This window comes from Cellulomonas algicola (genome assembly GCF_003851725.1).
In the GTDB taxonomy this organism is placed as follows: domain Bacteria; phylum Actinomycetota; class Actinomycetes; order Actinomycetales; family Cellulomonadaceae; genus Cellulomonas; species Cellulomonas algicola.
This window is the reverse complement of sequence record NZ_BHYL01000293.1, coordinates 1-12,505: the sequence shown is the minus strand read 5'-3', so window position 1 is coordinate 12,505 and position 12,505 is coordinate 1. Positions and strand designations below refer to the sequence as shown.

12 protein-coding genes are annotated in these 12,505 nt (G+C 74.5%); 6 read left to right on the top strand and 6 right to left on the bottom strand.

Going from position 1 to position 12,505, the window contains the following annotated elements:
• Nucleotides 1-391, bottom strand: a 391-nt coding sequence (locus CTKZ_RS16750; RefSeq protein WP_124344008.1) for a helix-turn-helix transcriptional regulator, incomplete at its 3' end; no start/stop codon positions are given.
• 53 nt (nt 392-444) lie between these two features.
• On the opposite strand from CTKZ_RS16750, the gene CTKZ_RS16745 reads away from it, so the two are divergent.
• The 3 genes from CTKZ_RS16745 to CTKZ_RS22510 all read left to right on the top strand — a co-directional run bounded on the left by CTKZ_RS16745 (nt 445) and on the right by CTKZ_RS22510 (nt 2,834).
• Nucleotides 445-1,005 carry a mycothiol transferase gene (locus tag CTKZ_RS16745; RefSeq protein ID WP_124344007.1) on the top strand — a complete coding sequence of 187 codons (561 nt, stop codon included), beginning with the start codon at nt 445-447 and terminating at the stop codon, nt 1,003-1,005.
• Between the two features lie 94 nt (nt 1,006-1,099).
• A complete protein-coding gene (locus CTKZ_RS16740) occupies nt 1,100-1,639 on the top strand; it encodes a DinB family protein (protein WP_124344006.1) in 540 nt (179 codons plus the stop codon).
• Between the two features lie 226 nt (nt 1,640-1,865).
• Entirely contained in the window at nt 1,866-2,834 is a 969-nt protein-coding gene (locus CTKZ_RS22510; RefSeq protein ID WP_235843529.1) for a GNAT family N-acetyltransferase, read from the top strand.
• Between the two features lie 234 nt (nt 2,835-3,068).
• Here the strand turns inward: CTKZ_RS22510 and CTKZ_RS16730 are convergent, their stop codons facing one another.
• Nucleotides 3,069-4,922, bottom strand: coding sequence for a phosphoenolpyruvate carboxykinase (GTP) (locus CTKZ_RS16730; protein WP_124344005.1), 1,854 nt, complete (start codon nt 4,920-4,922; stop codon nt 3,069-3,071).
• A 123-nt stretch (nt 4,923-5,045) separates the two neighbouring features.
• On the opposite strand from CTKZ_RS16730, the gene CTKZ_RS16725 reads away from it, so the two are divergent.
• Nucleotides 5,046-6,506, top strand: coding sequence for a helix-turn-helix transcriptional regulator (locus CTKZ_RS16725; protein WP_124344004.1), 1,461 nt, complete (start codon nt 5,046-5,048; stop codon nt 6,504-6,506).
• A 144-nt stretch (nt 6,507-6,650) separates the two neighbouring features.
• Here CTKZ_RS16725 and CTKZ_RS16720 read toward each other — a convergent pair whose 3' ends face one another.
• Both CTKZ_RS16720 and CTKZ_RS16715 read right to left on the bottom strand, forming a co-directional pair.
• Nucleotides 6,651-7,943, bottom strand: a complete 1,293-nt coding sequence (locus CTKZ_RS16720; protein ID WP_235843528.1) for an LCP family protein — start codon at nt 7,941-7,943, stop codon at nt 6,651-6,653.
• 131 nt (nt 7,944-8,074) lie between these two features.
• Nucleotides 8,075-8,986: a cation diffusion facilitator family transporter gene (locus tag CTKZ_RS16715; RefSeq protein ID WP_124344003.1), complete on the bottom strand. Its 912-nt coding sequence runs from the start codon at nt 8,984-8,986 to the stop codon at nt 8,075-8,077.
• A 175-nt stretch (nt 8,987-9,161) separates the two neighbouring features.
• On the opposite strand from CTKZ_RS16715, the gene CTKZ_RS16710 reads away from it, so the two are divergent.
• Complete coding sequence (locus CTKZ_RS16710; protein WP_124344002.1) at nt 9,162-9,449, top strand: DUF4287 domain-containing protein; 288 nt, start codon at nt 9,162-9,164, stop codon at nt 9,447-9,449.
• 222 nt (nt 9,450-9,671) lie between these two features.
• Here CTKZ_RS16710 and CTKZ_RS16705 read toward each other — a convergent pair whose 3' ends face one another.
• Together CTKZ_RS16705 and CTKZ_RS16700 are read right to left on the bottom strand one after the other, a co-directional pair.
• Nucleotides 9,672-11,237 (bottom strand): M20/M25/M40 family metallo-hydrolase, encoded by a 1,566-nt coding sequence (locus tag CTKZ_RS16705; protein WP_124344001.1) that lies wholly within the window; start codon nt 11,235-11,237, stop codon nt 9,672-9,674.
• Between the two features lie 98 nt (nt 11,238-11,335).
• Complete coding sequence (locus CTKZ_RS16700) at nt 11,336-11,818, bottom strand: MerR family transcriptional regulator (protein ID WP_225916132.1); 483 nt, start codon at nt 11,816-11,818, stop codon at nt 11,336-11,338.
• Between CTKZ_RS16700 and CTKZ_RS16695 the strand changes: the two genes are divergently transcribed.
• A partial coding sequence (locus tag CTKZ_RS16695) for an MFS transporter (RefSeq protein ID WP_235843527.1) occupies nt 11,817-12,505 on the top strand: 689 nt, incomplete at its 3' end. The genes CTKZ_RS16700 and CTKZ_RS16695 overlap by 2 nt on opposite strands.

Below are 12,505 nucleotides of genomic sequence, written 5' to 3'. Positions count from 1 at the left end.
CGGGGGCGGTGGTCCGGCGCACGACCTCCGCCTGCGCGGCGACGCCCGCCGGCAGCGCGCGCACGAGCTTGCCGAGCGCCGCGCCGACGGGGCCCGCCGGGTCGCCCGCCTCGTGGTGGCCGTCGAGCGCCGCCATGACGAGTGCGAGGGCCTCCGCCGCGCTGAACGTCACGGGCGGGAGGCGGACCCCGCGCCCGAGGCGGTAGCCCCCGTACCGGCCGCGCGTCGACTCGACCGGGATCTCCGCCTCGCGCAGCACGCCGACGTACCGGCGGGCGGCACGCTCGGTCACGCCGAGCTCGCCCGCGAGCTCCTCCGCCGTGATGCCGGGGCGGCCCTGGATGAGCTCGAGGGTGCGCAGCGCGCGTGCCGTCGGGCTCGCGTCAGGCATCGGATTCTCCAACCGGAAGCAGAACGTCCGGTATCGACCCTAGCGTCGCCGCCATGACCCAGAACACGCTCGACACCCGGATCACCGAACCCTCCGCGACTGCCGACGAGACCGAGATGCTGCTCTTCTGCCTCGAGCGCGCCCGCGCCCAGTTCGCCTGGAAGGTCGGCGGCCTCGACGCCGACGCCCTGCGCCGCCCCTTCCCGCCGTCCGCCATGACCCTCGGTGGCCTCGTCAAGCACCTCGCGCTCGTCGAGGAGATGAAGATGGCCGAGTTCGTCGACGGCGAGCACCTCACCGAGCCGTGGCGGCAGGAGCACTTCCAGGCCGACCCCGAGTGGGACTGGCACTCCGCCGCGTCCGACACCCCGGAGGAGCTCTACGCGCTCTGGCAGCGGGCCGTCGCACGCTCGCGGGCCGGGTGGGCCGCGGCCCTGGCGCGCGGCGGGCTCGACCAGCCGTCGCTGTTCACGACCGACTCCGGCTGGTCGCCGAACCTCCGGCGCGTCCTCGTCGACCTGATCGACGAGTACTGCCGCCACACCGGCCACGCCGACCTGTTCCGCGAGGCCGTCGACGGGCTCGTCGGGGAGGACCCGCCGCAGGCGTCGTAGCCGTCGTGGCCCGTCGTCGCAGCCGCAGTCGCAGCCGCAGCCGCGATGCGGTCGGCCCGCCCGCGGCGTCCGGGGGGTCCGCCAGGATGGGCGCATGAGCGTCATCGACGAGCAGGGCCGCCCGGAGCCGCCGGTCGCCGCCGACGAGGTCACCACGCTGCTGGGGTTCCTCGACTTCCACCGCGCGACGCTGCGCTGGAAGACCGCCGACCTCGACACCGCCGGCCTGACCGCGCGGCTCGCCCCGACCGACATGACGCTCGGCGGGCTGCTCAAGCACGTCGCGTGGGTCGAGGACGAGTGGTTCGGCGCGCGCCTGCACGACGAGCCCACCGACGAGCCGTGGGAGGTCGCGGACTGGGACGCCGACCGCGACTGGGAGTGGACGTCGGCCGGCGCTGACTCCCCGCAGGAGCTGCGCGCGCTCTGGGAGGGCGCCGTCGAGCGGTCGCGCGTGCGCACCGAGCGGGCGCTCGCCGACGGCGGGCTCGACACGCTCGCCCGACGACCGTCGTCCGACGGCACCACGCCGTCGCTGCGCTGGATCCTCGTCCACATGATCGAGGAGTACGCGCGGCACAACGGTCACGCCGACCTGCTGCGCCAGTCCGTCGACGGGCTCGTGGGGGAGTAGCGCGCCGCCCGCGTCCGGCGGTCGGCACTCGCGCGCCGGCCCTCGCCCGGCCGTGCGGGTCCGTGCGACGCCCGACCGTCCGGGTCCGGGCGACGCCGTTCGTGGACGGTGTGCGTCGTGTCGTCGCAGGTCCCGCCGGGCCCTCGGTGCTCCGTCGCACCGACCCGGACCGGGTCCTCCCGCGTGGCGTGCTGCGTCCGGCGGGTCGAACCGGGATGATTCCGCCGTGCCGCTGCTCGCTGCGCCTGTCGTCCTGCCCGGTCGGTGGGGTGTGCGCCCCCAGCCGTCGCTCACCGCCGACGGTCTCCTCCTGCGGCCCTGGGCGCCCGCCGACGTGACGACCGTCCGCGCCGCCTACGACGACCCCGCGATCCGCTGGTGGCACGCCCGGTCGATGTCCGACGACGACGAGGCGCTCGCGTGGATCGACGCGAAGAATGCCGCGTGGCGCGACGAGCGGGCCGTCGAGTGGGCGGTCGTCGTCGCCCCGACGCAGCCCGCGGAGCCCGAGCCGGCGACGGCACCGGCGCGTGTCCCCGCGCCGACCCCCGCCCCGACATCCGCTCCGGTGCTCGCGCTCGCGGGCGTCGGTGCGCACGCCCGACCGTCGTCGCAGCCCGGCGAGCCGTCCGTCGAGACATCCGCCGCGATGACGCCGGGACTCGTGCCGCACGCTGTGCCCTCGCCTGGACCCGTGCCGCGCGCTGTGCCCTCGTCGGGACCCGTGCCGCACGCTGTGCCCCCGTCGGGACCCGTGCCGCACGCCGTGCCGACGTCAGGACCCGTGCCGCGCACCGTGCCTCCCCGCCACCTCGCCGCGCCGCCCCTGCGTCGGCTCGGCACGGCTCCGACCGGCACCGTCGTCGGTCGCGTCGCGCTCACGCACCTCAACCTCTACGAAGGGTTCGGCGCGCTCGCGTACTGGGTCGTGCCGGCCGCGCGCGGCCACCGCGTCGCCGTGCGGGCGGGTGCCGAGGCGTTGCGCTGGGCGTTCGAGGAGCTCGGCCTGCACCGCGTCGAGGTCGAGCACTCGACGCGCAACGACGCGTCGTGCCGGGTCGCGGAGCTGCTGGGTTGCCGCGCGGAGGGCGTGCGACGCGGGCACGCGCTGCACGCCGACGGCCACCACGACATGCACCTGCACGCCCGCCTCCGCACCGACCACCCTGACCCGCCCGGCCCGTCGGCTACCTGAGCCGACGCCCCCGACGACAGCGCGACCGACGCCCCGACGACAGCGCGACCGGCGCCCCGCGGTCGCCGCGACGACGCCCCACGTGGCCGCGACGACTCCCCGACGACTCCCCGACGACGCCGCGACGACTCCCCGACGACTCCCCGACGACGCCGCGTCGTTGATACCGACATGCGTGCCGTTCGTCGCCCCGGAACGGCAGCCATGTCGGTATCGCCGTGGCGGGCTGCCCCGTCAGGACGACGTGAGGCGGGTGCGGAGCGCGGCGAGCTGGGCGTGGAGGGCGTCGGGGACGCGGTCGCCGAAGCCCGCGAGAAAGTCGTCCGTGAGGTCCGCCTCGACCGACCACGTCGCGGGGTCGACGTCGAGCAGCGCCGCCAGGTCGTCGTCGGGCAGGTCGAGGCCAGCGAGGTCGAGCGCGTCGGGGGCGGGCAGCAGGCCGACCGGGCTGGGGGTGGCGCCGACGTCTGTCCGCACCCCGCGCGCGCGGTCCACCTGGGCCACGATCCACGCGAGCACGCGGATGTTCTCCCCGAACCCGGGCCACAGGTAGCGGCCCGACGCGTCCTTGCGGAACCAGTTGACCTGGAACATCAGCGGTCGGGTCGCCGGGTCGAGCGAGGCCCCGACGCGCAGCCAGTGCGCCCAGTGGTCGGCCATGTCGTACCCGCAGAACGGCAGCATCGCGAAGGGGTCGCGGCGGAGCTCGCCGACGGTCCCCTCGGCGGCGGCGGTCTGCTCGGAGGAGGTCGTCGCGCCGAGGAAGACGCCGTGCTCCCAGTCGTGCGCCTGCACGACGAGCGGCACGTTGGTGGCGCGGCGGCCGCCGAACACGATCGCGTCGAGCGGGACGCCGTCGGGGTCCTCCCACGTGTCGGCGATCGTCGGGCACTGCGCGGCAGCGACGGTGAACCGCGAGTTGGGGTGCGCGGCGGGGCGGCCGGAGTCGGGCGTCCACGGCCGGCCGGTCCAGTCGACCAGCCCTTCGGGCGGCTCGGGCGTCAGGCCCTCCCACCAGACGTCACCGTCGGGCGTGAGCGCGACGTTGGTGAAGATCGTGTCCCGGTCGAGCGTCGCGATCGCGGCCGGGTTGGTCGCGACCGACGTGCCGGGTGCGACGCCGAAGAACCCGGCCTCGGGGTTGATCGCCCGCAGCGTCCCGTCGGGCCCGGGGCGCAGCCACGCGATGTCGTCGCCGAGCGTCTCGACGCGCCAGCCGGGCAGCGTGGGCGTGAGCATCGCGAGGTTCGTCTTGCCGCACGCCGACGGGAACGCGGCGGCGACGTGGTACCGGCGGCCCTGCGGTGACGTCACGCGGATCAGCAGCATGTGCTCGGCGAGCCAGCCCTCGTCGCGGCCCATGACGGACGCGATGCGCAGCGCGAAGCACTTCTTGCCGAGCAGCGCGTTGCCGCCGTACCCGGAGCCGTACGACCAGATCTCGCGGGTCTCGGGGAAGTGGGCGACGTACTTCGTGTCGTCGCACGGCCAGGGCACGTCGGGACGCTCGGTCCCGTCGGCGGTCCGCAGCGGCATGCCGACCGAGTGCACCGCGGGGACGAACGGCGCACCGCCGTCGATCAGGTCGACGACCGCCCGGCTCACGCGCGTCATCGTGCCCATGCCGACGACGACGTACGGCGAGTCGGTGAGCTGCACCCCGACCTGCGAGATCGGGCCGCCGACGGGACCCATCGAGAACGGGACGACGTACATCGTCCGGCCGCGCATCGACCCGGCGAAGACCCCTGCGAGCTCGGCGCGCATCGCGTCGGGGTCGCGCCAGTTGTTCGTCGGGCCGGCGTCGGCCTCCGAGCGCGAGCAGATGAACGTGCGCGACTCGACGCGGGCCACGTCGGAGGGGTCGGACCGCGCGAGGTAGCTGCCGGGCCGCAGGACGGGGTCGAGCGGCAGGAGCGTGCCGGTCTCGACCATGCCCGCGAGCAGCGCCTCCCGCTCCGCGTCGGACCCGTCGCACCAGACGACCGCGTCGGGCTCGGTGAGGTCGGCGACGTCGGCGACCCACGCGCGCAGGTCGCGCACGGGCGCGTCGGTGCGGGCGGCGGGCGGCAGCGAGGTGACGGTCATCGGGTGCTCCAGACGAGGACGGGGGACGAAGGAACGTCTCCCTTCGATCCTCACGTCAACCACCCGGGGTCTGCCGACCGCAGCGGCCGTCAAGTATCGACGTTCTTGACATATCGTGAAGGGATGAGCAACGTCCCCGCCGCGGACGCCCTGACGCTCGGACGCCGCCTGCGGCACGCCCGGACCGCGCGCGGGCTGACCCTCGACCAGCTCGGCAAGGCCGTCGGCGTGACCCCGAGCCTGCTGTCGCTGGTCGAGAACGGCCGCCGCGAACCCCGCCTCGCCCTCCTGCGCGACCTCGCCGACGCGCTCGGCGTGACCGTCCCCGACCTGCTCGACGACGAGCCGCCCACGCGCCGCGCCGCCCTGGAGATCGCGCTCGACCGCGCCCAGCAGACCCCGGAGTTCGCGCAGCTCGGCCTCCCGACGGTCCGCCCCAACCGCAGCCTGCCGACGCCCGTCCTCGAGCAGCTCGTCGGCCTGCACACCGAGCTCACCCGCCGCGCGACCGAGGCCGTCGCGACCCCCGAGGAGGCCCGCCGCGTCAACACGCAGCTGCGCCTCGAGCGGCAGGCCCGCGACAACTACCTGCCCGACCTCGAGGCGCTCGCGGAGGACATGGCCCGCCGCGCCGGGTACACGTCGGGCGCCCTCACGCACCGCACGGTGTCCCGCATGGCCGAGCAGCTCGGCCTGACGATCCGGCACGTCGACGACCTCCCGCACTCGACCCGCACCGTCACCGACCTCGCGAACGGCCGCATCTACCTGCCGCCCGCGTCGACCCCCGGCGGGCACGGCCTGCGCTCGCTCGCGCTCCAGGCGATCGCGCACCGCGTCCTCGGCCACGAGCGCCCCACGTCGTACGAGGCGTTCCTGCGCCAACGCCTCGAGATCACCTACTTCGCGTCGTGCTGCCTCATGCCGCAGTCCGCAGCCGTCGGCTTCCTCGAGGAGCGCAAGCGCGCCAAGGACCTCGCGATCGAGGACTTCCGCGACGCGTTCGGCGTGACGCACGAGGCCGCCGCGCAGCGGTTCACGAGCCTCGCGACGCACCACCTCGGCATCCGCCTGCACTTCCTGCGCGTCGCCGAGGACGGCGCGATCTTCCGCGCCTACGCCAACGACGGCCTCGTCCTGCCGACCGACGTCACCGGCGCGATCGAGGGTCAGATGGTGTGCCGCCGCTGGGGTGTGCGCCGCGCCCTCGCCCGTCGCGACCAGGCCACCGAGTCCTACCAGCTCACCGACACCCCCGCCGGGACGTTCTGGTGCTCGACGCAGACCGGCTGGGCGACCACCGGCAAGGTCGCGCTCGCCGTCGGCGTCCCCTTCGCGTCGGCGACGTGGTTCCGCGGCCGCGACACGACCGTCCGGCACCGCTCGACCTGCCCCGACGAGGCCTGCTGCCGCCGCCCGCCCGCCGACGCCACCGCCCGCTGGGCGGACGCCTCGTGGCCCAGCGCGCGCATCCACCAGCAGGTGTTCTCGGCGCTCCCGACAGGCGCCTTTCCGGGCGTCGACGCGACCGAGGTCTACGCCTTCCTCGACCGCCACGCCCAGCAGGACCCGGACGCCGGCTGACGCCGTCCACACACCGGCGCACCGCATCGCACCCCCGACGACCCCGTCGTGGAGCCCGCCCCGGCGCGGTTCGCGGGCCCCGTGACGGGGTCGCGTGCTCAGTTCCTCTCGTGCCGCGCGGCCGAGCAGATGCGTCGCTCCGGATCAGGCGCAGACCGCGGTCGTGTCGTTCACGGTGAACGGCTCACGCCCGGCCTTCCTGGTCTGCGACGGGACGGGTGTGTCCGGGGGTGCGGACGTCGCGCCTCCCGTCGGCGCACCACCCGCCGGCGAGCCGCCCGCCCCACCGGTCCCGTCCTCGCCGCCCGCCCCGCCGGAGCCGTCCGTGCCCGGCGGGGGAGCGGCCGCCTCCGTGAGCGGCCGGTCGGCCAGGACGTTCGCCCACAGGGTGTCCGCCGCGGCGGTCCAGTCGACCTTGTTCTTCTTCTCCGTGCTCGCGACGAACGGCACCGTCAGGAACGTGATGTTCTCCGCGCGGACGGACCGGAGGCTGAACGCCAGGCCGATCATCGCGTCCTTGAGCGCGGGGTCGACGGTCAGCGACTGCGTCGCCGCGCCGAGGAAGCCGACGAGCTCGGGCACGTCGGTGAGCACGTTCTTCGCGAACACCTCGTCGACCATGGCCGCGACGAGGCGCTGCTGGTTGCCGATGCGGTTCGTGTCGGACCCGTCGCCCAGCCCTTTGCCCTTGCGGGCGCGCGCGAAGTTGAGCGCGGTGGGCCCGTCGAGGTGGTGCTGACCGGCGGCGAGCGTGAGGTCGACGTAGTCGGCGTCGATGTCGGCGGGCACGCAGATCGACACCCCGCCGATCGCGTCGACCATGCCCTGGAACCCGCTGAAGTCCACGATCACGGTGTGCTCGGCGAGGATCCCGGTGTTCTCGTAGACGGTCATGATCGTGCAGGCCGCGGCCGACTCGAGGTCGTGGCCGTGGTCCCAGCCGAGCGCGAACGCGTCGTTGAAGTTGCCGCGCCGCGGCTCGATCGCGCCACCGCCGGTGAGGTTGCACGCGGGGATGTCGACGCGCGAGTCGCGCGGGATCGAGACGACGTCGACGCGCTGGCGGTCGGCGGACACGTGCACGAGCAGCGTCGTGTCGGACCGCTGCCCCTCGACGTACCCGCCGATCGCGCCGTTCTCGCCGCTGCGGTCGTCCGACCCGATCACCAGCAGGTTGACCGCGCGCCCGGCGTTCGGGTCGTCGGGGTCGGGCGGCTCGGTGTCGGTGGGCAGCGGCACGTCGACGAGGCCGCTCGTGTCGACCGTCTCGACGTTGCCGCGCAGCCGGACGTAGAGCGACGCAGCGGCGGTCCCCGCGAACGCCACCACGGCGACGGCGGTCACGGCCGTCACGCGCAACCAGGGCCGGCTGCGCAGGCGTCGGGCGTGCCGGGCGGCACGTGGGTGGGGGGCGGCGGTGTGGCGCGTCGTGGGCACGGTCCGACCGTAGGAAGCCGGGCAGCGGCGCGGACGCGGTCGCGGGGCGGTGCGGTGGAGGGTCTGTGCAGATCAGCGCACAGATCGGGTCCTGCGCCCGGTTCGTCCGGGACGGTGCGCGCGGACCGCGGTCAGGCGTGGCTCGGGTGCTCGTGGCGGCGGTGCGACGCGGTCTCGACCTGGAACGTCGAGTGCTCGACGGACAGGTCGAAGTGCCGCGCGACGCACTCCTGGAGCTCGTCGAGGATGCGGCCCGCGTGCCCGTCGGAGAAGCACCCGTCGTCGACCACGACGTGCGCGCTGATGACGGGAAGCCCCGTGGCGATGAGCGACGCGTGCAGGTCGTGCACCTCGCGGACGTGCTCGACGCGCAGCAGGTGCGCGCGCACCTCGTCCAGGTCGAGGCCCGGCGGGGTCGACTCGAGGAGCACGCTCGTCGTCTCGCGCAGCAGGCGCATCGCGCGGGGCAGGATGAGCGCGCCGATGACGAGCGCCGCGACCGCGTCGGCGCGGAGCCACCCGGTCGTCGCGATGACGACGGCGGCGATCACCACCGCGAGGGACCCGAGGGCGTCGTTCGCGACCTCGAGGAACGCGGCCCGCAGGTTGAGGTTGTCCGATCGGCTCGACGCGAGCACGCCGAGTGCGACGAGGTTGCCGGCGAGTCCGATCAGGCCGAAGACGACGAGCGTGGTCGACGGGATCTCGGGCGGGTCGACGAGCCGCTGCACGGCCTCGACCAGCACGTACACGCCGACGACGAGCAGCACGGCCGACTGCGCGAGCGCCGCGAGGACCTCCGCACGCCGGTAGCCCCACGTGCGGGTCGGCGACGGCGGTCGCAGCGACAGGTGCGCGGCGACCAGCGCGAGCGCGAGGCCGCCCGTGTCGGTCAGCACGTGCGCGGTGTCGACGAGCAGCGCGAGGCTCCCCGTGACCGCTGCCCCGACCGCCTGCGCCAGCAGGATCGCGACCGAGATGCCGAGCGCGACCGCCAGTCGCCCGCGGTGGTCCGCGGTGCCGTGCGCGTGGTCGTGCCCCATGCCCCTCCGTCCGGTCGTCGACACCGTGGCCCGGGGACGGGTCACGTCGAGACGACGAGCCTTCCCTCTGTCGGTGGTCCCCGCAAGGATCGTCCACGAGCGGCGGGCGCACCATGGTCCCTGACCTGCGGCGCGACCGTCCGGACCCGTCCGTCACGCACCCTCGGAGATGCCCATGTCGTTCCAGGCGTACCTCGACGCCGTCGAGGACAAGACCGGCCTCACGCCGCGCCAGCTGCTCGAGCAGGCGACGGCCCGCGGCTACGGCCCGGGGACCAAGGCGGGGGAGATCCTCGCGTGGCTCGCCGACGACTACGGGCTCGGCCGCGGGCACGGCATGGCGATGGTCCACGTCATCACGAAGGGCCCGTCGATCAGCCAGAAGCACGTCGGCACGTCGGGCACGCACCGCGACGACTCCGACACGCTGTGGCTCGACGGCAAGGCGACGCGCCCGTCCTGACGCGGCGCTCCGAGATCGCCGTCACGGTGGAGTGGTCCGGCCGTCACGACGTGGCGCGCGCCGGAGTGACGTCACGTCGCCGTGACGGCCTCGGAGGTCGCGATCACCCCGCACGCCGGCGCGCGCGGGGTGATCGGCGCCGCGCACGCACCCCGTCGTGCCGCGCGGTCCGCACCCGCGCCGACCGGTCCCTCCTCCGACCGGCGCGGGTGCGTGCCTGTGTCAGGACGCCCGGTCCCACCCCTCCTGGTGGCCGTACGTCCCGACGCCGCTGCGACCCTTGCCGGGCCCGTGCCCGTGGCCGGGTCGCGGCTTGGTCGGGCTCTCCACGCCGTTCACGGCGGACGTGTCGAGCGCGAGGCTGTACGTCGCGTAGGCGATGGCGCCCGTCATGATCCGCAGCGCCTCGCGGTTCACGTTCGAGATGTCGTCGCCCGGCGAGTGGTAGTTCGGGTCCATCGTGATCCCGGCGGTGCCGCCGAACAGCGCGACCTCCTCCTCGGTCTTCACGTCGTCGGCGCCCGTGAACAGGCCGGACGCGGGGATGCCGTTGAGGATGAACGCCTGGTAGTCGGACCGGCCCGAGAACGGGGTGTCGACCCAGGGCTGGCCGATCGAGTCGAAGTAGTCGGTGAAGACGTCCTCGGTCTCGGGCGAGCCCGGCGGGACCGGCACGGGGGCCGGGTAGGTCGACTGGTCGGCGTCGTACACGCCGATCACGTAGTTCGGCGAGCCGACCATGTCGAAGTTCAGGTAGGTCGCGATCTTGTCGAGCTCGCCCGGCTGCGCCGCCAGGTCCTCGACGTACGCGGTCGACCCGATGAGCCCGAGCTCCTCGGCGCCCCACCACGCGAACCGCACGGCGTTGGGGATCTTCTTGTCACGACCGAGCTGGACGGCGGTCTCGAGCAGCGTCGCCGAGCCCGTGCCGTTGTCGTTGATGCCCGGGCCGTCCTCGACGCCGTCGAGGTGCGCGCCCAGGAAGACGACGTTGTCCTGGCGGCCGGCCTTGGTCTGCGCGATGACGTTGAAGCTCTCGCGGGTCTCGGTGTGCACGCGGGTGTCGAGCGTGACGGTGGCGCCCGGGGTCGCGGCGAGCGCCTGACCGTCCTCGAGCGTGGCGCCCGCGGCGGGGATGGTCACGCCGCTGTTCTCGCCGAGCGTGCCGATGAGCAGGGTGTCCGGGAGGTTGTTGTAGACGACGACGCCGACCGCGCCGGCGGCCTGCGCGAGCTGTGCCTTGACCGAGAAGTTGCAGCCGCCGCGGCTGATGACGGCGATCGTGCCGGTCGCGGGAACACCGGCCCACTGCTCGGCCGTGCAGCCGAACGTGTCGAGCGGCGAGGCGGTCGGCGCGGTGATGCCGCCGACGGGCGTGTTCACGGCGAACGTCATCTGGTCGACCGTGTACGTCGGGCCACCCGCGACGGTGAGGGTGGCGGCGTCCTCGACCTCGAGGTCGAACGTGAAGGGGTCGCGCGTCGTGGTGTAGCCGGCCTTGCGGAGCGTCTTCTCGACGTACCGGGCGCTGGCCTCGTACCCGGAGGTGAGCGCGGCACGGTTGCCGTCGTTGCGGTCGGCGATGCGCTGGAGCTCCTGCAGGTGCCGGAAGACGGCGCGCTCGGTGACCTTCTTGGAGAACTTCTGGGCGGCGCTCGGCGGGTAGCCGTGGCCTCCTCCGTGGCCGGGGCCGCCGAGGGTGTCGGCGGCGGCGGCGGGTGTCGCGACGGCCGCGCCGGCGAGGGCGAGGGCCGAGACGAGGACGGTGAGCTTGTGGCGTTGCTGCACAGCGGACCTCCGTCGTGGTGCGAACCGGACGGTGCATGCTAGCCGTGACAGGAGTCACAAAGGAATAGGACGGGCGTCCGATCTGTCGCGCAGCCGCGTCAGGACGGCGTGCGCGCGGCCTCCAGGACGTCGGCCGCGTGCGACGTGCGGACCAGGAAGTCGTGGATCGTCCGGCGGCTCGCGGTCAGGCATGCGATGCGGTCGTCGAGGCCCTCGAGCTCCTCGGCCAGCATCTCCGCGACCGTGCGGGGGCACGACGCCGCGAGGTCCTCGTCCTGCGTCCGTTCGAGGTCGAGGACCACCTTGGCCAGCCGCGTCGGGAGGCCCGACCGCACCAGCCCGACCGCGCGCTCGACCTGGGCGACGTCGGCCTCGTCGTACTCGCGGTAGGTGTTGGCGGAGCGTGCGGGGGAGATGAGCCCTTGCTCCTCGTAGTAGCGCAGCAGCCGCGTCGAGACGCCCGTGCGGCGGGACAGCTCACCGATCTTCACGACGACCACCGCTCCCTCGACGCGGCCGGCGCGCGCGTGCGCCGACCCCTTGACCTTCACACTGATGTCAAACTCTAGCGTCGCGCTCATGGACACCACCGGCCGACTTCCCTGGCCCAGCCTCCTCGTCCTCGGCGGCGCCACCTTCGTCATGGTCACCGGCGAGATGATGCCGACCGCCGTGCTCCCCGCGATGAGCGCCGACCTCGGCGTCGCGCAGGCCCGCACCGGGCTGCTCGTGTCGCTGTGGGCGCTCACGGTCGTCGTGGCGACGTTCCCGCTGGTCCGGCTCACCGCACGGTTCGACCGGCGGACCGTCGTCGCGGCCGCGCTCGTCGTCTTCGCCGCGAGCGCCGTGCTCACCGCCCTGGCCCCGACGTACACCGTCGCCGTCGGCGCGCGCGCGGCCGGAGCCGCCGCGACCGGGCTGCTGTGGGCCGCCGTCAACACCCACACCGCCGACCTGGTCGACCCGTCCCACCTCGCGCGGGCGATCGCGGTCGTCCTCGGCGGCGCGACGCTCGGGACCGTCCTCGGGACGCCGCTCGCGAGCGTCGTCGCGCAGGCGTGGGACTGGCGCGGGGCGTTCGTCGCGCTCGCGGTGCTGGCCGTCGTCGCCGCGGTGCTGGTGCGGGTCGTGGTCAGGGCGGTCGGCGTGCCCGCAGGCGGTGGGGAGGCAGGCGGAGGCGCGGGAGCCGCGGGCGTGGGCGCGGACGGCGGTGGCGCGGGCGCCACGGCGGGTGCGAGCGCCGCGGCGGGTCCCGGTGCTGCGACGGG